Origin of the sequence: Pseudomonas sp. TNT3, assembly GCF_010095445.2 — a bacterium.
In the GTDB taxonomy this organism is placed as follows: Bacteria; Pseudomonadota; Gammaproteobacteria; order Pseudomonadales; family Pseudomonadaceae; genus Aquipseudomonas.
In genome coordinates this window covers 76,537-93,061 of the sequence record NZ_WFGV02000022.1, presented here as the reverse complement: position 1 = coordinate 93,061, position 16,525 = coordinate 76,537, and the positions used below count along the sequence as shown (strand labels likewise).

Annotated in this window: 15 protein-coding genes and 3 pseudogenes; 13 read left to right on the top strand and 5 right to left on the bottom strand. The window is 50.8% G+C overall.

Annotated features, from left to right (window positions below):
- The 12 genes and pseudogenes from GBC55_RS15115 to GBC55_RS15065 form a co-directional block, all read left to right on the top strand.
- A pseudogene (locus tag GBC55_RS15115) lies at nucleotides 1-1,028 on the top strand (RHS repeat-associated core domain-containing protein); the annotation flags it as partial.
- Between the two features lie 108 nt (nucleotides 1,029-1,136).
- Nucleotides 1,137-1,412 carry an HNH/ENDO VII family nuclease gene (locus GBC55_RS29880; RefSeq protein WP_348650980.1) on the top strand — a complete coding sequence of 92 codons (276 nt, stop codon included), beginning with the start codon at nucleotides 1,137-1,139 and terminating at the stop codon, nucleotides 1,410-1,412.
- 10 nt (nucleotides 1,413-1,422) lie between these two features.
- Nucleotides 1,423-1,893 carry an SMI1/KNR4 family protein gene (locus GBC55_RS15110; protein ID WP_162438134.1) on the top strand — a complete coding sequence of 157 codons (471 nt, stop codon included), beginning with the start codon at nucleotides 1,423-1,425 and terminating at the stop codon, nucleotides 1,891-1,893.
- 370 nt (nucleotides 1,894-2,263) lie between these two features.
- Nucleotides 2,264-3,160 (top strand): annotated as a pseudogene (tssI, locus tag GBC55_RS15105) (type VI secretion system tip protein TssI/VgrG); the annotation flags it as partial.
- Nucleotides 3,161-3,187: 27 nt separating this feature from the next.
- Nucleotides 3,188-3,781 (top strand): DcrB-related protein, encoded by a 594-nt coding sequence (locus GBC55_RS15100; RefSeq protein ID WP_162438133.1) that lies wholly within the window; start codon nucleotides 3,188-3,190, stop codon nucleotides 3,779-3,781.
- Nucleotides 3,778-4,914: a GH-E family nuclease gene (locus tag GBC55_RS15095; RefSeq protein ID WP_162438132.1), complete on the top strand. Its 1,137-nt coding sequence runs from the start codon at nucleotides 3,778-3,780 to the stop codon at nucleotides 4,912-4,914. The genes GBC55_RS15100 and GBC55_RS15095 overlap by 4 nt, the downstream gene beginning before the upstream one ends.
- Before the next feature lie 2 nt (nucleotides 4,915-4,916).
- On the top strand, nucleotides 4,917-5,510 hold the full coding sequence (locus GBC55_RS15090) for a suppressor of fused domain protein (protein ID WP_162438131.1): 594 nt from the start codon (nucleotides 4,917-4,919) through the stop codon (nucleotides 5,508-5,510).
- A gap of 63 nt (nucleotides 5,511-5,573) precedes the next feature.
- Nucleotides 5,574-7,259: pseudogene (locus tag GBC55_RS15085) on the top strand (RHS repeat-associated core domain-containing protein); the annotation flags it as partial.
- Nucleotides 7,260-7,462: 203 nt separating this feature from the next.
- Nucleotides 7,463-7,921, top strand: coding sequence for an SMI1/KNR4 family protein (locus tag GBC55_RS15080; RefSeq protein ID WP_247266919.1), 459 nt, complete (start codon nucleotides 7,463-7,465; stop codon nucleotides 7,919-7,921).
- 174 nt (nucleotides 7,922-8,095) lie between these two features.
- A complete protein-coding gene (locus tag GBC55_RS15075) occupies nucleotides 8,096-8,575 on the top strand; it encodes a hypothetical protein (RefSeq protein ID WP_247266918.1) in 480 nt (159 codons plus the stop codon).
- Nucleotides 8,576-8,662: 87 nt separating this feature from the next.
- Complete coding sequence (locus GBC55_RS15070) at nucleotides 8,663-9,130, top strand: YrhA family protein (RefSeq protein WP_162438130.1); 468 nt, start codon at nucleotides 8,663-8,665, stop codon at nucleotides 9,128-9,130.
- 111 nt (nucleotides 9,131-9,241) lie between these two features.
- Nucleotides 9,242-9,700, top strand: coding sequence for an SMI1/KNR4 family protein (locus tag GBC55_RS15065; protein ID WP_162438129.1), 459 nt, complete (start codon nucleotides 9,242-9,244; stop codon nucleotides 9,698-9,700).
- A 285-nt stretch (nucleotides 9,701-9,985) separates the two neighbouring features.
- Here GBC55_RS15065 and GBC55_RS15060 read toward each other — a convergent pair whose 3' ends face one another.
- Both GBC55_RS15060 and GBC55_RS15055 read right to left on the bottom strand, forming a co-directional pair.
- On the bottom strand, nucleotides 9,986-10,618 hold the full coding sequence (locus GBC55_RS15060) for a response regulator transcription factor (protein ID WP_162438128.1): 633 nt from the start codon (nucleotides 10,616-10,618) through the stop codon (nucleotides 9,986-9,988).
- A 32-nt stretch (nucleotides 10,619-10,650) separates the two neighbouring features.
- Entirely contained in the window at nucleotides 10,651-12,012 is a 1,362-nt protein-coding gene (locus tag GBC55_RS15055; RefSeq protein WP_162438127.1) for a cache domain-containing protein, read from the bottom strand.
- A 539-nt stretch (nucleotides 12,013-12,551) separates the two neighbouring features.
- On the opposite strand from GBC55_RS15055, the gene GBC55_RS29820 reads away from it, so the two are divergent.
- Entirely contained in the window at nucleotides 12,552-12,677 is a 126-nt protein-coding gene (locus GBC55_RS29820; protein ID WP_281508185.1) for a hypothetical protein, read from the top strand.
- Nucleotides 12,678-12,939: 262 nt separating this feature from the next.
- Here GBC55_RS29820 and GBC55_RS15050 read toward each other — a convergent pair whose 3' ends face one another.
- The 3 genes from GBC55_RS15050 to GBC55_RS15040 form a co-directional block, all read right to left on the bottom strand.
- The gene (locus GBC55_RS15050; protein ID WP_162438126.1) at nucleotides 12,940-14,664 is read right to left on the bottom strand and encodes a TniQ family protein; all 1,725 of its coding nucleotides are present in this window, start codon (nucleotides 14,662-14,664) and stop codon (nucleotides 12,940-12,942) included.
- A 218-nt stretch (nucleotides 14,665-14,882) separates the two neighbouring features.
- Nucleotides 14,883-15,188, bottom strand: a complete 306-nt coding sequence (locus tag GBC55_RS15045) for a DUF6388 family protein (protein WP_162438125.1) — start codon at nucleotides 15,186-15,188, stop codon at nucleotides 14,883-14,885.
- 66 nt (nucleotides 15,189-15,254) lie between these two features.
- Nucleotides 15,255-16,400, bottom strand: coding sequence for a D-alanyl-D-alanine carboxypeptidase family protein (locus tag GBC55_RS15040; RefSeq protein ID WP_348650979.1), 1,146 nt, complete (start codon nucleotides 16,398-16,400; stop codon nucleotides 15,255-15,257).
- Between the last annotated feature and the right edge of the window lie 125 nt (nucleotides 16,401-16,525).

Genomic DNA, 16,525 nt, shown 5'->3' with positions numbered 1-16,525 from the left:
CAACGACAGACCGAATTTGAACGCGATTCCATCGGCCGACTGCTGGCCAAACTCAATGCCGATGCCCGTCAGGATTACACCTACGATGACGCAGACCGCTTGCTCACCATCGAGCGCCTGCCTACCGTCAACGGCAAGAAACTCGGCATTTCTGAAGAAAAGCTCGAATTTTCCTACGACTTGCTAGGTCGCTTAATTAAAGAGACCACACCCCAAGGCGCTCTGTCCTACGACTACGATCCACTGAGCAACCTGACCACGCTGACTTTGCCCACGGGCCAACACTCAGCCTGAGCTGTTGGAAGAACACGCCTACAACCCGATCCATCGCCGTCATCACTACGACCCGGCCGGCGAACTCATTCGCACCCTCGACAAACTGCGCGGCGAGATCAAGTACGAGTACGAAGCCAACGGCCAACTGCACAGCCGTGATACCGGCAAGTTGGTGGACAGTGAGGAGTTCCGATACGACGCGGCGGCGAACCGGCTGAACTTCAACACCAGTCAGTTTGATCACGTGAAGGACAACCGGATCAAGCAGTGGCGGGATCAGGAATATACCACGATGCGTGGGGCAACCTGATTGAAAAGCGTAGTGGCATGAGCCGGCTGCAGACGTTCAGTTACGACTGTGAGAATCGGTTGGTTATGTGTATGAGCCGGGGAGTTATGCGCCACTTGCTCGGGTGGATCAGGAAGAGGGCGGGGAGCAGACGCTTTACTACTTCCATACCGACCAGATTGGTACGCCGCTGGAGATGACTGACCGGGAAGGGCAGATTGTCTGGCAGGCGACGTATAAGGCTTGGGGCTCCATCGAAACGCTGACGGTGAAAAAGGTTGAGCAAAACCTGAGGTTTCAGGGGCAGTATTTCGACGACGAGACGGGGCTGCACTACAATACTTTTCGGTATTACGATCCGGAGGTGGGGCGGTTTATAACGCAGGATCCGATTGGGTTGGCAGGTGGATTTAACCTTTATCGATACGCCCCAAACGCGAATAGCTGGGCCGATCCATTAGGCTGGAACTGCTGGGCGGCTAAAACTGTTGCAGGTCGAAAGGTGTATCAACGCAAAGATATATTTGACCCTAACTACGTTGATGATTTGGGAAGGACGAATGTTCAAAGGATGAGAAAGGGTGATGCTCCGATAGGGAAGGATGGTTCTGAGGTTAATCTCCACCACCTAACCCAAGATGAGCCCGGGTCAATGGCCGAGATACTTAGTAGCTTTCACTCAAAAAATGATCGTGTGCTGCACATGTACTCTAATCAATGGGATAAAAGTCGGGTTGGGTCAGATGGCGTCAGACGGCTTTATAATAGCGCGCCACAAAGTATGAATCGCGGTCCTTTCAATACCTGGAAAAAGGGTTATTGGAAACTTAGATCACTAGATTTCTGAAGGTGGATATATGAATTATATTGATGCAATTGAAGCAGAAATTTATGCCTCTGGCGACGATCCTGCTTGTGCGGGTGCGGCGAGCGATGCCCTGATTGCTGAATTTGAAGCGGCGCTGGGAGTAAGGTTTCCTGTGTCATACAAGTTGTTTCTTAAAAAGTTCGGTGCCATGTCATTCGCCGGGGATACTTATTATGGAATAACTAAAAGTGGCGTATTTGCTACAGCTGTCCCTAGCGTTTTGTTTGCTACAAAAACTGCGAGAGATAACGGAGATGCCGATGAGGCGATGATTGTAGTCAAGTCTACAGGCTACGGCCCTATTTATTCTATTGATACCTCTAGTTGCGACGCGGGTGGCGAAGCAGCAGTAGTTATTACTGAGCTTTCCTTTAAGCGAAGTGGGGAGAAAATTAAGGTTGCTAACAGTTTTGAAGAGTTTTTTTGTGAGTCAGTTAGAAAGTCGATAGATGAGCTGTGATTCCCATAAGACATCATTTGAATGCCGAGTATCTTTCAGTGTAGTAGGCTTCGCGGGTCGAAAATATTCGATTTTTCGTAGATAAATTTTACGGGAAGTACCGTCCAACTGACCAAGGCCGGGACCCAGGCCGGTATGAAAGCGGTCATGCCCTGCGTGCTGAAATTCACCGCCGGTTTCGTCTCCGGTGAAGTCGCCAGTCGGTACGTCGTAGGGCCGGCCATCGAGCGCGCAGTGGGCGGATGATCGGCAACCTGACTCACCAGTTCAGCTACAACCTCGGCGGGCACCTGACACGGGTCAACGAAATACTCCAAGGAAGACCTGGGCTTGATCACCTGTCGCGGCATCGGCGGTGAACGCTACGCCATTTGACCTCGACGAGTTGCAGCATTACGACCACGATCAGGGCTCGCCCGACGATCGCCAGTTCCTGTTGATGAGCGTCGAAAGCGAAGGCCACAACAACTACCTCAACGGTCATCAGGCGAGCTACTACAACACCTTCTCCTGCGTGCGAAAAAAGATCGTCTTCCGCCCGCAACTCACCACCCCGCGCCCAACCATCTCCGGCCCGCAAACAGCCATTGTCGTCGGCCCGTCGGGTGAAGAAATCTTCACCGATGAACTCGGTCGCGTGAAGGTGCAGTTCCACTGGGACCGCAAGGGCGAGCACAACGACAAGAGTTCGTGCTGGGTCCGCGTCGCCCAATCCGGCGCCAGCGGTGGCTTCGGCAGCATCCTCATTCCCCGTGTTGGCGATGAAGTGGTGGTGGTGTTCCTCGACGGCAATCCTGATCGGCCGTTGATCATGGGCAGTTTGTACAACAGCAAGAACACGCCACCGTGGTCGTTGCCGGCGAACAAGACGCAGAGCGGGTTTTTGACGAGATCGGTTAAAGGGAAGGGCTCCAATGCCAACTTCTTCCGCTTTGAAGACAAGACAGGTGCCGAGCAAGTTAGCCTCCACGCCGAACGTAACATGGATACCGAGATTGAGGCTGACGAAAGCCACACGGTCGGTGGCAATCGCGAAATCAAAGTCGACGGGAAACACACCGAGACGATCAAGCTTGAAACCAGTATCGCGGTTAAGGAGGGCTCCTATTACGTCACCGTTGATAGCGGCGAAGTGAAGATCAGTGCAGCGACATCGATCACGCTTGAAGTCGGTGCCAGCAAATTGGTCATGAAATCGGATGGCACCATCACGCTTTCTGGCGTGAACATCGACGTTGTTGGCAGCACGAAAATCAACCTTAACTAATCAGTCCTACGGACAAGGAATTCCCGTATGCGCCGGAATATTTACGACCGCCTTTCTGAACGGCGTATTCGAGAGCAAGAGCAAGCGCGTGTCGAGCAGGCGATTGCTGATGCGGTGCCACCGCCTCCTGAGCGTTTTCATACCAATGAGTTGAGTTTTGTCAGACCGACCAACCTCAAAGACAAAACTTTTCACGTATTCACTCTGACGGACATAGGGCCAAGCCCTTTTTCCTTGGTAGTTGGGCGTTCACAAATTGAATCAGGTTCCGATCTTGAAACCATGGCCCAACAATTACTGGGCGAACTGAAAAAGTCCTTGTCGCATGTCGAATGGATCGAACCGGTCACACCTGTAAAGGTCGCGGGCGTAGATGCGCGGCGTGTCGAATTTCGCTGGCGGCAACAGGGGCAACCAGTTCATCAGTTGCAATTGATTTTTCTGCATCAAGATGAGCATCAACAGCCATTGCTCATGCAAATAACGGGGACCAGCAACAACCCGAAAGGTATGACTTCCGAAGAGCGTCGTCAGTTTGACGCATTGGTTGAGACGATTGAGTTGCGCTCCCCACCTGAAACCGACAAAGAGGAGATCGTCGACGAGGTTATGCCTTCATGAGCGAAGCCGCGGCGCGCCTGGATGACCCGATTGAGCATTCGAGCGCGTTAGGAGGGCTGCTAGCCGGGCTTGCTATTGGCGCTGGTGCAGTGTTGGTAGGTATTGCCATCGTCGGCACAGGCGGCTTGGGTGCAGTTGCACTGTGTGCGATGGTTGGCGCGGGGGCGGCGACCGGTGCAGGCATCGGCCAATTGCTCGGCAGTTTGTCTTTTGCCACCCATGATGCCGGCCAGATCAAGACGGGGTCTGCGAATGTCTTTACCAATGGCAAGCCGGCGGCCAGAGCGCATGTTGATACCGCGACGTGTGACCAGCATGGGTCTGCCCCTCAGATTTTGGCTCAGGGCAGTGATTCGGTTTACATCAACGGCCTGCCCGCTGCTCGTGTAGGTGACAGAACTGTTTGTGACGCCAAGATCAGCGCCGGATCCGGTAACGTGTTTATCGGAGGAAGTACTGAGACGACAGACGCCATTAGTCCAGAAGTGCCTGAGCGGTTAGAAAACGCAGTGTTGGTTGTTGGATTGGCGAGTGCAGTGGTTCTCGCCGGTCCGGTAGTTGTAGCGTTTGGAGTTTTGGGCGGCCTTTTTGGAGCAAAGGTGGGTTCCTATGTTGGAGGTGAGTTGTTTGGTGAGGGTGGTGATGGCCAGAAAATCGCTTCCTTTGTTGGCGGTTTTGTAGGTGGTGGGCTCGGTGCCAAAGGGGGAATTGCTTTCGATAGAAGTTATAAAATAACTAGTCAGGGGCTTGGATCTAACCTTGGAAATATTGGGGTAAGACCCAAGACATTAAGTGATAAGCCTTCGGCATGGTCTAAACTTAAATACCGACGCGGTACATTCAGAAAAGGCGTGCGCGAAAAAGTATGGGGGAATGCAAAAGACTTAAGTCCGGATGGAGTGGTGAGAGATCCTGTGACAGAGGTTGCAATGAAGCAGAGCGAACCGTGGGATATGGGGCATAAGCCGGGCTTCGAAAACTGGAAACATGTAAGAAGTGCTGAAGCAAGGGGTTTGACTCGAAGGGAGTTCCTTGACGAGTATAATAATACAAGTCACTATAGACCCGAGCTTCCATCTTCTAATAGAAGCCATGCTGGCGAAATGAAATCTGATGAATATTTAGGACCTTGATAATGTCTACTCCGAATGCACTATGTAAAGCAGTCGCGAAGCATGCACTCCAAGTCTTTGGAGGTGAGCTGAAGGTGCAGGCTTACTACAACGATGACAAAAGTCTTTCGATTGATTTGCTCACGACACTGGACTCAGTTCATAAGGGCGTAAAATCGATCGCCACTATAGGTCTTTGTGAAACCCCACTATTAGAAAGTGATAATCAAGAATTTCCTACAAGGGTCGAGCTGTGCGCGGCAGCCATGGCTACAGAGGTTTATTGGGAAAACGCATTGGTTTCGGCAGCTTTCCATATATTAAAAAAACAGGCAGCTGTGATGCCGGGAGTGGTTGTTCCATATATTTTTAACGATTATTTATCTGAACCGCTCATGCCTCACATATATCTAACAGTGCCGTTTGTTTGGAATTATGCTCATTTTCCTGAGTTGAGTTTTTCAAATCTAAAAATTAATTGGCTGCAATGTATTTCTATTTATGAAGAAGAGCGAGTGTTTATTGATAGGTTCGGTGGTGATGCTTTCGATGAATTGTTGTCAGAGCAGGAGATCAATACGCTCGATCGAAATAGAATGCCAGTTTCAATGGTGTGAGCTATTGGTCGGGTAATCAGTGTCAGCATGATTTTTCGATTGTGTTGATTTTATTGCGTTGCCACGCGCCTGCTGCGCACCGCTCGTGGCCTGCCGAGCAGCCGTCGGGACGCCAAGGGCCAGCGCATTCGCTACGAATACGACCAGGCCATCCGCTTGACCGCGCTGGTCAACGAAAACAACGCGGCTTACCAGTTTGCCTACGATGCGTCCGATCGTCTGATCGAAGAAAAACGCATCGACAACCTGACCCGCCAGTTCAGCTACAACCTCGGCGGGCATCTGACACGGGTCAACGAAATCGGCTACGGTGAGCGCGCCGAACGACCACAACGACAGACCGAATTCGAACGCGATTCCATCGGCCGACTGCTCGCCAAACTCAACGCCGACGCGCGCCAGGACTACACCTACGACGAGGCAGATCGCTTGCTCTCCATCGCGCGCCTGCCTACCGTCAACGGCAAGAAACTCGGCGTCAGCGAAGAAACACTCGAATTCTCCTACGACTTGCTAGGCCGCCTGATCAAAGAGACCACCCCACAAGGCGCCTTGTCCTACGACTACGACCCACTGACTACCCTGACTCTGCCTACCGGCCAGCACCTGAACCACCTGTACTACGGCAGCGGCCACCTGCACCAGCTCAACCTTGACGGCCAGCTCATCAGCGACATGGAGCGCGATGACCTGCACCGCGAGGTGCTGCGCACTCAAGGCAAACTCACCAGTTGTTTCAGCTACGACGCCATGGGCCGTAAAGCCTGGCAATTCGCCTCGACGTTGCCGGCAGAGAAACTCTCGCAGATTCTCAATCCCGGCATTCAGCCTGAGCTGTTGGTAGAACACGCCTACAACCCGATTCACCGTCGTCACCAATACGATCCTGCCGGCGAACTCATCCGCACCCTCGACAAGCTGCGCGGCGAGATCAAGTACGAGTACGAAGCCAGCGGCCAACTGCACAGCCGTGACACGGGCAAGTTGGTGGACAGTGAGGAGTTCCGATACGACGCGGCGGCGAACCGGCTGAACTTCAACACCAGTCAGTTTGATCACGTGAAAGACAACCGGATCAAGCAGTGGCGGGATCAGGAATATACCTACGATGCGTGGGGCAACCTGATTGAAAAGCGCAGCGGGATGAGCCGGCTGCAGACGTTCAGCTATGACTGCGAGAATCGGTTGGTTAAGGCTGAGACCTTGGTTGGCGGCAAGTTGGAAAGTATTGGGGCTTATCGTTATGACAGCCTCGGACGACGTGTTGCCAAGGTGTCGGAAGTCAACGGGGTCACCGAGCAGAAGCATTTTCTGTGGCAGGGCTTGCGCTTGTTGCGTGAGGAGACGCCGGGGCAGAGCAGCCTTTATGTGTATGAGCCGGGGAGTTATGCGCCACTTGCTCGGGTGGACCAGGAAGAGGGTGGGGAGCAGACGCTTTATTACTTCCATACCGACCAGATTGGTACGCCGCTGGAGATGACTGACCGCGAGGGGCGGATTGTCTGGCAGGCGACGTATAAGGCGTGGGGGGCGGTGGAGCGTCTGGACGTCAACGCAGTCGAACAGAATCTGCGGTTTCAGGGGCAGTATTTCGACGACGAGACGGGGCTGCATTACAATACGTTTCGGTATTACGATCCGGAGGTGGGGCGGTTTATTACGCAGGATCCGATTGGGTTGTTCGGGGGAGACAATCTCTACAGATATGTAGAGAATCCTATTAGATGGATTGATGTTTTGGGTCTTGCAAGCTCAAATCCTGGGGTGTACGACGTATTTTTTGAGGCGCTTGGCTGGCCCCGTCAAATAGATTGCTTCGCCCCCAGTCAGATAGCGACGCTGGCTGAAAACAAGTTGGATAGCGCACGTGGCGTTGCAGTACGACTTTGCTTGCTGGATATTCGCTTACTTTAAAGCAAACAAGATTGCTACTAATTTAAATAAGGATCGATATGTCGCTGGTATACAAGACAGGTTTAAAACCTGTTGAGATTGATCTGATCGAATCAGAAATCAAGCGGACCTTCCCAGATGATTATAGGGCGTTTTTAATAGCAGCGAATGGCTGCTTTGTGACAGCGCCTGAATATGCGCAGATTCAGCTAAGCGCTGTTGACGAAGGAACTATCAGCTTTGATCAACTTTTTGGGCTTTTACCAGGAGAGGATTGCAATGATTTAATCAGTTTTAATAAAGAGTTTGTTGATGAATTGGATTTTGTAGAAGAAGCGGTCGTTATAGGCGAGGATGGAGGGGGAAACCCTTACGTGATCATTGGGAAAGCCGGAAGTCAGGGTGTTTACTATTGGGACCGCACGCATCTCCATGAATCGGATTCAAAAAACCAGTTTGATATTCCAGAGCAAAATGGAAGTGGTAATTTGTTTTTTTATATCTGGAACCTTTCGTGAGTTTTTCGATCTGGTAATTATGAGTGTGGGTGGAGTTGCAACCATCAGACGGGACTGAAAATAGAAGTTGTCTCGTACCGCGGGCCAGATATACCATCCGGCTGGGGCGCGTGTTAACAGCCAAGTTGAGCAAATGCTGAGCCTCTGCCAACTGTTACATTACGAGATTTTAATATGATTGATGTTGATGAAGAGATTATAAAAATAAGGAAATTTAATTTCTTTTCTAACTTGGGTGTGAGCGAAACGAAAGACAGCACATTAATATATATAGGCAGTGTCAGAGAAGCTTTCGTGGAGCCTTCGGTGCAGGCGTTTGAGGGGCTCTATAATGATGTTAAATGGTTGCCTTCATCCCAATGTCAGCCGGATCCTTTTTATAATTTACCTAAACCATCATCCGATCTTGTCGCGATGCGCATGAAAATTAATAAGGCGGTTTTGGCCGCGACGAACAATTTTGATAAGAGCAAGTTCCGATGTGCTCCGCATGATTTTAGCGTTGCAGCAAGAAATGGGGTGTGTTTTACCTTTAGGCAGTATGTGTCTGAACAGTATTACGGTTTAGGTGATCATTGGGCAAGGATTGCTGCTCTGTATGGTAAAGGGCATTGGCCTATAGGTTTTTGTGAGAATAAGTTTTTCGTTATTTAAGTTTTCGAAGTGGCAAGGCGGTGAAGTTGCCAGTTTAGCTATCCGAAATAAGTCGAGTTGGGAGTAAGATATGGGTGAAATTAAGCAATGAACCAGGAAATTGAGCGTAAGATAATTTTTTTGCGGAGCCAATTGGATGAAGCTGATATGTTTCTTGGTTGTCCTGCGCGAGAAGAGGACATTGTAGCTCTCGGTTCAAGGACCAAAATTGAATTTTCGGAAAATGTGCCTGATCAATATGTAGCGTTTCTTAAGTCGTATGATGGCTTGGTTTCGAGTGGTATTTTTATATATTCAAGCCGGCCTCATAAATTTTTGGATAGTGATGGGTTTAGTCATTCATTTGTAGAGCAGAACGTAATGGCCCGAGACCTTGGGTTTATGAGCAAATTTCTCATTTTTGGTGAAAGTGATCAAGATGAGTACGTTTTTGATATTATAAGAAAAAAGTATCAGGTTCGAGATAAGCAAGCGTTTGATAACGTATTCGAAGAGTTTGATACGTTTGATGGTCTATTGCATTTTATGGTGGATTTGATAGGCGAACGATTGTGAAGTATTTGCGTCGCAATCTATTAGGCTACATGTAGGGCGGGCAGCTTAACATTGGTCAATCAGAATGGTCATATGTAGCTTGCCTTTAAGTAAGGAGTTAATAATTTAAAAATGCTAGATATCAATGGTTTGGAAGTAAGATATGCAAAAATTCATGGCGGCGAAGGGTGTCAGCCAGATGTCTTGCTCTCTATTGAAAAATTATTAGGTGTCAAGCTTCCATCCGACTTTGTGGCGATAGCAAAATTTTACAGCGGTGGATTGTTAGGGGGGATAAGTCATCACGATGTTGGTATTGATGGTGACGCAACAAACATCGTGCGCGAAACATTTAGGTTGAGGCAGGCGGTAGACCTGACGCCAGAATTTATTGTGTTGGCAGAACCTTCAGAAAGCCTTGTCGTATTACATATCTGTGGCGAACCCGCTGTTATCTGGTGTGACAGTGTGGACGCGATGAATATAAGTTTGATGGCTTATGAGAATCCGCCGAATTACTGGTTTAGCTATGCCAGTTTCTTTTCGCACTTGCTGGATCAAGAGGAGCTTGAGCGTGGAGTTGCTGAGTAGTAGGTGATTTGTTTGTCATGAGACTTTAATAAAAATTAGCGTTAGTTCACGTATTGCCAACGTCTCCAGGCCAAAGCTAAGGTGTTGTCGTGTTTTATATTATCGAGCCAGACATCGCAGGTGGATTGGGTGAAGGCACCATAATGGATAGCGCATCCCATCCCTTTTTGAAATCTATAATTGACGTGATTTTAACGAGAATGAAAGCAGTTCGCTGCTTGCCGCGAACACCCTCGTCGGAACGCCTCCCGGGCAAGGTCTTTCCAGCGGGGATGGACGCCAGGCTTAACGCGAAATAATCCCATGATCAATCGCATACTTCACCAACGCCGCCGGCTTATCGATATTCAGTTTTCGACGAATACTCAATCGATGGGTCTCCACAGTCCGCACGCTGATATCCAGTTCCCTCGCCATTTCCTTGTTGTTCAACCCCTGAGCCATTTTGTACAGCACCTGACTTTCCCGAGGTGTCAGCTCAGTGTCGGTGCTTTTATCAGCGATCAGCCGTTGGGCAATTTCTGCGCTGTAAAACGACCCACCGTTGGCGATGGCTTCGATGGCCGCGATGATTTCCCGGGACGGTGAGTTCTTGAGGACGTAGCCGCTGGCACCGGCGCGGACGGATTCGCTGACGTATTCATGATTGTCGTACATGCTCAGCACCAGCACTTTGAGCGTCGGGTAGCGGTTGCGCAGCAGTCGTGTGAGTTCCAGGCCGTTCATGTCTTTGAGGCTGATGTCGACCAGTACCAGGTCTGGCTGGCAGCGGCCGACCATGTCGATTGCGTCTGCGCCGTTCTCGGCTTCGCCCACCACTTCCAGCGGTGCCATGACCGAGAGCAGGGCTTTGATGCCGTCGCGGACCAGGGAGTGATCGTCGACCAGGGCGACGCGGATCGGGGAGGGCAGGTTCATCGCAGCTTTTACTCTTGTTGTTGGGTGGGCGGTCAGCGTGTGGCGCCGGTGGGTTTCATCGGCAGCAGCACGTCCAGCTCGCTTCTTCCCGGTGTCGATATCAGGGCGAACTGGCCACCAAAATGTTCGACGCGTTCGCGGATGTTACGCAGGCCGATGCCGGTTTGGCGACGTTCGACCTGGGCGACGTTGAAGCCGATGCCGTCATCGACCACGCTCAGGCGTACGCCTTCTGTTGAGCCGTGCAGGGTAATCGCTACGTTTTTCGCCTGGGCATGGCGTTCGATGTTGGTCAGGCCTTCTTGCACGATGCGAAACAGCGAGACGGCGGCGCCGTCCACCAGATCACAGTCGAATTCGTTGTCGTTGTAGGTCACTTTCAGGCCGCTGCGTTGCTCGAATTCGGCGGCGAGCTGGCCGATGGCGGCGGGCAGGCCGAGGGTGTCGAGCAGGGACGAACGCAGGTCGTGGGAAAGGCTGCGGACTTCGCCAATGGCATCGCCGAGGCGTTCGGTGGCTTCTCGCAGGATGCTCAGGCCTTTGTCCTGACCGTTCTCCAGTACATGGCTGGCCAGCTCGAACTGGAATTTGATCGAGACCAGCACCTGGCTGATGCCGTCGTGCAACTCGCGGGAAACCCTGGAGCGTTCTTCTTCTTGCAGGCTGACGATGCGCTGGGTCAGGCGCTGGAGTTTCTTGTCGGCCAGTCGGTGTTCGCTGACGTTGAGTGTCATGCCGCTGGCGAAGACGAACAGTACCGCGACGAGGGCCACGGCGGCGATGGCCAGCATGGTTTTGCGGATGCCCTGGGCGACCTCGTCACGGGCTTGCTGGGTGGCGCGTTCGACGTCTTCCAGGTAGATGCCGGTGCCGAGCATCCAGCCCCAACGGTCGAGCATCACCACGTACGCGAGCTTGTCGGTGACTTGTCCGGATGAAGGTTTGTTCCAGGCGTAGCGCTGGAAACCTTCACCGGATTCGGCACTTTTCAGCAAGGCCTGGATCACCGGCAGGCCGTGCGGGTCTTTCATGTCCCACAGGTATTGGCCGACCAGTTCCGACTGGCGCGCGTGCATCAGGCTGCGGCCCTCGCGGTCGTAAACGAAGAAGTAGCCGTTGATGCCGAAGCTGAGTTTGCGCAGTTCTTCCAGCACTTGTTGCTGCGCGTGGGCGTCGCCGTGGCCGTCGTCGTAGAGCGGGGCGATCAGGCTTTGCGCCATTTCCACGTAGTTTTTGAGCTCTGCGCGCTTGCTCGCCAGGATGCTGTCTTCGATGAGCTGCGCCTGCTGGTCGCCGAGTTGGCGGTTCAGGGAAATCACCAACGCACAGATGACCGCGATGGCCAGGACCAGCGGCAGGATGCCGAGCGCGACGATTTTGTGTTTGAGCTGCATCTGGGCTCCTGTCCGGGCCGAGGGGGAAAGTGAGGGCCCGGCATCATATGCCAAAGATACGCGGGTTCTGTAGCGCTGCTGGACGGAGTGACTTGTGGCTAATCCCCGTAGAAGCAAAGCTTGCCCACGATAGCGGTGGATCAGCTGGCATCATTGTCGAACGAAAGATTGTCATCGCGGGCAAGCCCGGCTCCCACGGTAATACTGTTCACTTAAGAAGAGGCGAGCACGGTACTGTGGCGAGGGGATTTATCCCCGTAGGGCGCAGCCCCAAAACTGCGACCGAGGTGTGTCAGTTACACAGCGTGCACTGATTTTACGACTGCTGCGCAGCCGAACGGGGATAAATCCCCTCGCCACAGTACTGTGCATGCCTGAAGCTCTCTTACAGAGAAAAGCATTATGGCTCCTAGGTAGTCCACAGAAATGAGAATTTCACCACGAATACACGGGACTCGCCAGCAGGTTGATTGAATAGAAATGAGAGGCTTGGTGCTTTATATTTGAGAATTAGTTCTTGAGGGTCTTCAGAATCGAGAATGAAAAACATGAACATGAACATGAACATGAACATGAACATGAACATGAACATGAACATGAACATGAACATGAACATGAACATGAACATGAACATGAACGCTGTCGAAGTCCCTGTTGCTGCATAATTCCCAGCCAGCAGTTTGTATTTGAGATGGTGAAGAGCAGTATTGCGGCTTTAAGCCGACCATGTAATAGGAGTGGGTAATATATTAAAGGCTGATTTGAATAACCTCTTTAGCTCTAGACGAAACCATCTTGCTTAATTTTTTCAGCGGCCAAATTCCCTCGTGGCGTAAATTACAGTTTTGCTATTTTTCAGCTGTCAGGAGCGATTTCAAAGATGGGCTAACTTCAAGAAGGTTGTTTTAAAAAGCGTAATTTTTCTTTTTAAACTGTGATGTCGTGAAAAGTCTCAATATCGAGTAGGTTGCAACTTAAATTTATGTGGGGCAGGTTTTTGGGATCGATTCCAGCCTCATGCAACGCTTTCAGACCGCAGGCAAGAGGAATGTTTAAAATAGACAATACCTCTTTTATGTCAAATAGAATTTTCGACAAGGCATCCCTGCAGATATCTAACGAATCCGTTATTGGAAAAACGTGGTTTTGCATTTGGTATGAAGTGTAGTTTGGCGGATCTTTTCGCAGTGCCGCCGCTAAGGTGAGCGTTTTTTGTATGTTTTTAATTGTGGCAGGGGCTAGCATGTAAGTTGCTCGCGGGATGTTTTTCTCGCATTCTAAGCGATAACTCTGAAGATGATCAAACATTGCGAAAAATGTCGGGCGGTGGTAAAAGCAAGGCTCAATAAATTGATTGATTGCTCTTATTCCGGCTACTCTCATAAGATGTTCGCACAAGTTACTCGGTAGGCTGAACAGAGCGCATGCTTCATCTAGTAGGATAGATTGTTTTGCGAACTCCTTGGCTGCAGTTTCATTGATAATATCGCGAGGCAATGATCGCAAATTGCTCGATTGCACAGGGTGAATAAAACATCCCTGATTTTGTAATCTATGGACTGTGGACATTTGGCAGTTCAGTAATGTGGCCACCTCATCCTTTGTAAGGCCAGCCAGATTTTCTTCGGGTGATTTGTAGGCCGCACAATACTCGGCGTTAGCCTGACGGATGATCTGACAGCGCGGCGGTACCATGTAATGATTCGCGCATTGCCGGTCTAACCAATGACTGAGGGCGAAATTCAAGACTATTTCAATATCCTGCCGCTCATTGCCAAACACCGCTCGCAACATATCCCCACGGTTAATTGTTGCGAATCGGCAGCAGTCATGGCTTGCGCAAGATCGATTGTCGGCATAGAACCGGTGCAGTGCACGAGTGGCAAGCCATGCGACCGAAGCACTGCCAAAATTTATCCATGGAGCCATGTGTAAAGGTATGATAAATCCGGGACAATTTGCCACTTGTGTCGCAGCGGCTAACTCAATACGTTCGATGACGCGTAACGGCAAGTTGCAACGTTCGTTATTCCCGGTCCGCCGACGCGCTTCCCACAAATTCACACACAACTGCGATAGGTTGTACTTGGACGAAATCTCTTCCACGATAGAATGAGAATGGAAAGGATTGGCTTCCGTCGGCATGAAGTCACGGATGATTCGATTAGCTGTACGGCGTTCGAAGCCGCAGCGGCATTCGAATAACTGTGCGTTGTACCAGAACTCTCTAGTGCGACATTTTGGACACGCGGTGATCAGTTCTATGCCGTGCGGTAGGCAAAAGTCTAGGTCAAGAAGGTCATGGAAAATTGGTGATTGCGCGGCCTCTATACATTTGGGGCAGTAGCGCAAGTAGCTTTTGCAAGAGCCGCGCGGTAAATCTATATGGTCTATCTTAAAGCTGCGGGAGTGCTGCCGAACGGAATAAAATTCTTCACGCAAGGCACTGGCCATTACAGGCGCTTGCTCCTCCACGATGTCGAGTAGTGGTGAACTATGGTCGAGCAGGTCGGCCCAGCGGCCTGGCTTGAGGGTAAAATAAGTACACATGTTACTGACCGTACCAAAGCCGTTGTAATGTGCCATTCGCATTAATAAGCTTGTGGGGCTCTCGAATTCGGCGGGTTTTGGGATATAGCAGAGTTTATCCATATTGCTTTTTCATCGCTGCTTTCAACTCTCTGGCAGAGAGGCGAAATGGATTGCATGCTCGACAGAAATATATCCCGTCTGCGGCGCGGGCAAAGTCTTCGAGGGTGAGTTTATTGTCCTCCCGCGTCAGGGCAAGCGTTAGGCTGTCATAAAAAAATCATCGGGAATCTCGTTACCTGCTGCAATGCCCTCATAACTCATGATCGCACCTCAACGGTTTATAAAGATTTCCCGCTAATCTCGTTCAGTTTGCAATACTCCTCCCAGTCCATTTCCACCATTTCTGCCACTTCTCGATGAAACTGTAGCGTCAGGTATTTCAGTTCTTCGGAAGACTCAGAAATCATTATAAGCGTAAGCTCCCATACCTCGATCCCCAGACGCATCGCCTCCTGCTCAAAAGCTGACTCAATGCATAGTTTTCTCTCGACTTGATTCAGACCCTTGACATCATCATTTAGTAATGAATTGCCGTTGAAAAATTTTGAGAGCGCTAATTCTCTTCGTAATTCATCCGAGTTCATCAGCTTCTCCAGCTCTTGGACCCGTCTCGGTGTTATTGCCTCGTAATACATGAACATTGTCCATGGCTAGGCAATATCAGCGTCAGCGAACCAACTGCGAGTCATTTTTAAAAAAAACAAATGCATTGTATCCCACCAACGTTTCCACCAAGCGCCGACCTTCCCATCTTCAAGGGTAACTAATGACCGACTTCCCAACTTTTGGCCATCATCGTACAGTTCTAGCCTTCCGACGATGGTGCCCGCCGCGATAGGGGCCTCAAGCGGTCCATCTATCTCGAGGCGCGTCTCTACTTTTCGTTTTATATTTTGGGGTAGGGTGAGAATAAGATCATCCAGCAACCCCAGCGCAATCGATCGCTCCTTACCTTTCCAGAGTGCAGACTCTGTGAGCACCTCCCCGCCTTTTTCGTAGGTTTTGGTGTCGTAGAAGCGAAATCCGTAGCCCATCAGCTTTCCCGTTTCTGCTGTTCGCTTATGTGTACTGCTTGCGCCAAGGATAACGCTGATCAAACGTCGCCCGGCGCGATGTGACGAAGCCACCATGCAATAACCGGCCGCCTCGGTATGACCGGTTTTCAAGCCATCGAAACTGGGGTCTCGCCATAAAAGGAGATTTCGGTTGGCCTGTCGAATCCCGTTCCAGGTGAGGTATTTTTTGGAGTAAAGTGAATAAGAACCAGTTCCTTCGCCAATGATTGCCGCCGCCAACGTGGCCATGTCGCGAGCAGATGAATAATGCGCTGGCTCAGGCAGCCCGGTGGCATTCATAAAGTGAGTATTGCTCATTCCTAAGGTATTCGCGGTCGCATTCATCATCCCGACGAAGACGCCTTCACTTCCAGCTACATGTTCAGCAAGTGCAACGCTTGCATCATTTCCGGAGACGATGATCACACCGCTCAGCAAATCCTGAATCGAGACCGTGCTGCCAGGGTCAAGAAACATTCGCGAGCCACCCGTACGCCAGGCGTTTTCGCTGATCGTAACTGTGTCATTTCCTTTCATGCGCCCGGCCTTAATTTCACGTGTAGTGACAAACGCGGTCATCATTTTTGTCAGGCTGGCTGGGGGTAGACGCATATCGCTGTTGTGACTGGTAATCACGCTACCCGTTGCCGCGTCAATCAGTATCCAGGCTTTGGCTCCGAGCTTTGGTGCTGCAGGGATCATCGCCCCTCGAGTGTTCGTTTCAGCCCGAGCATGGTTCATACAGGCAAGAGGCGTTGTTACACAGAGCACGGTCAACACAAGCCGGAACAACAGATATTTCACAAGCAGGAAGCCTTGGTTTAGCAGAAAGTACTGAAAACCTAGTCCACAGCTCTGAGGCGCTC

Coding starts and splice junctions, on each gene's coding strand:
- GBC55_RS15045 (WP_162438125.1), bottom strand. CDS start 15,188: ATGAACTCGGATGAATTACGAAGAGAATTAGCGCTCTCAAAATTTTTC.
- GBC55_RS15095 (WP_162438132.1), top strand. CDS start 3,778: ATGAGCGAAGCCGCGGCGCGCCTGGATGACCCGATTGAGCATTCGAGC.
- GBC55_RS29880 (WP_348650980.1), top strand. CDS start 1,137: ATGAGAAAGGGTGATGCTCCGATAGGGAAGGATGGTTCTGAGGTTAAT.
- GBC55_RS15050 (WP_162438126.1), bottom strand. CDS start 14,664: ATGGATAAACTCTGCTATATCCCAAAACCCGCCGAATTCGAGAGCCCC.
- GBC55_RS15100 (WP_162438133.1), top strand. CDS start 3,188: ATGCGCCGGAATATTTACGACCGCCTTTCTGAACGGCGTATTCGAGAG.
- GBC55_RS29820 (WP_281508185.1), top strand. CDS start 12,552: ATGAAAAACATGAACATGAACATGAACATGAACATGAACATGAACATG.
- GBC55_RS15055 (WP_162438127.1), bottom strand. CDS start 12,012: ATGCAGCTCAAACACAAAATCGTCGCGCTCGGCATCCTGCCGCTGGTC.
- GBC55_RS15110 (WP_162438134.1), top strand. CDS start 1,423: ATGAATTATATTGATGCAATTGAAGCAGAAATTTATGCCTCTGGCGAC.
- GBC55_RS15040 (WP_348650979.1), bottom strand. CDS start 16,400: ATGAACCATGCTCGGGCTGAAACGAACACTCGAGGGGCGATGATCCCT.
- GBC55_RS15075 (WP_247266918.1), top strand. CDS start 8,096: ATGATTGATGTTGATGAAGAGATTATAAAAATAAGGAAATTTAATTTC.
- GBC55_RS15090 (WP_162438131.1), top strand. CDS start 4,917: ATGTCTACTCCGAATGCACTATGTAAAGCAGTCGCGAAGCATGCACTC.
- GBC55_RS15065 (WP_162438129.1), top strand. CDS start 9,242: ATGCTAGATATCAATGGTTTGGAAGTAAGATATGCAAAAATTCATGGC.
- GBC55_RS15080 (WP_247266919.1), top strand. CDS start 7,463: ATGTCGCTGGTATACAAGACAGGTTTAAAACCTGTTGAGATTGATCTG.
- GBC55_RS15060 (WP_162438128.1), bottom strand. CDS start 10,618: ATGAACCTGCCCTCCCCGATCCGCGTCGCCCTGGTCGACGATCACTCC.
- GBC55_RS15070 (WP_162438130.1), top strand. CDS start 8,663: ATGAACCAGGAAATTGAGCGTAAGATAATTTTTTTGCGGAGCCAATTG.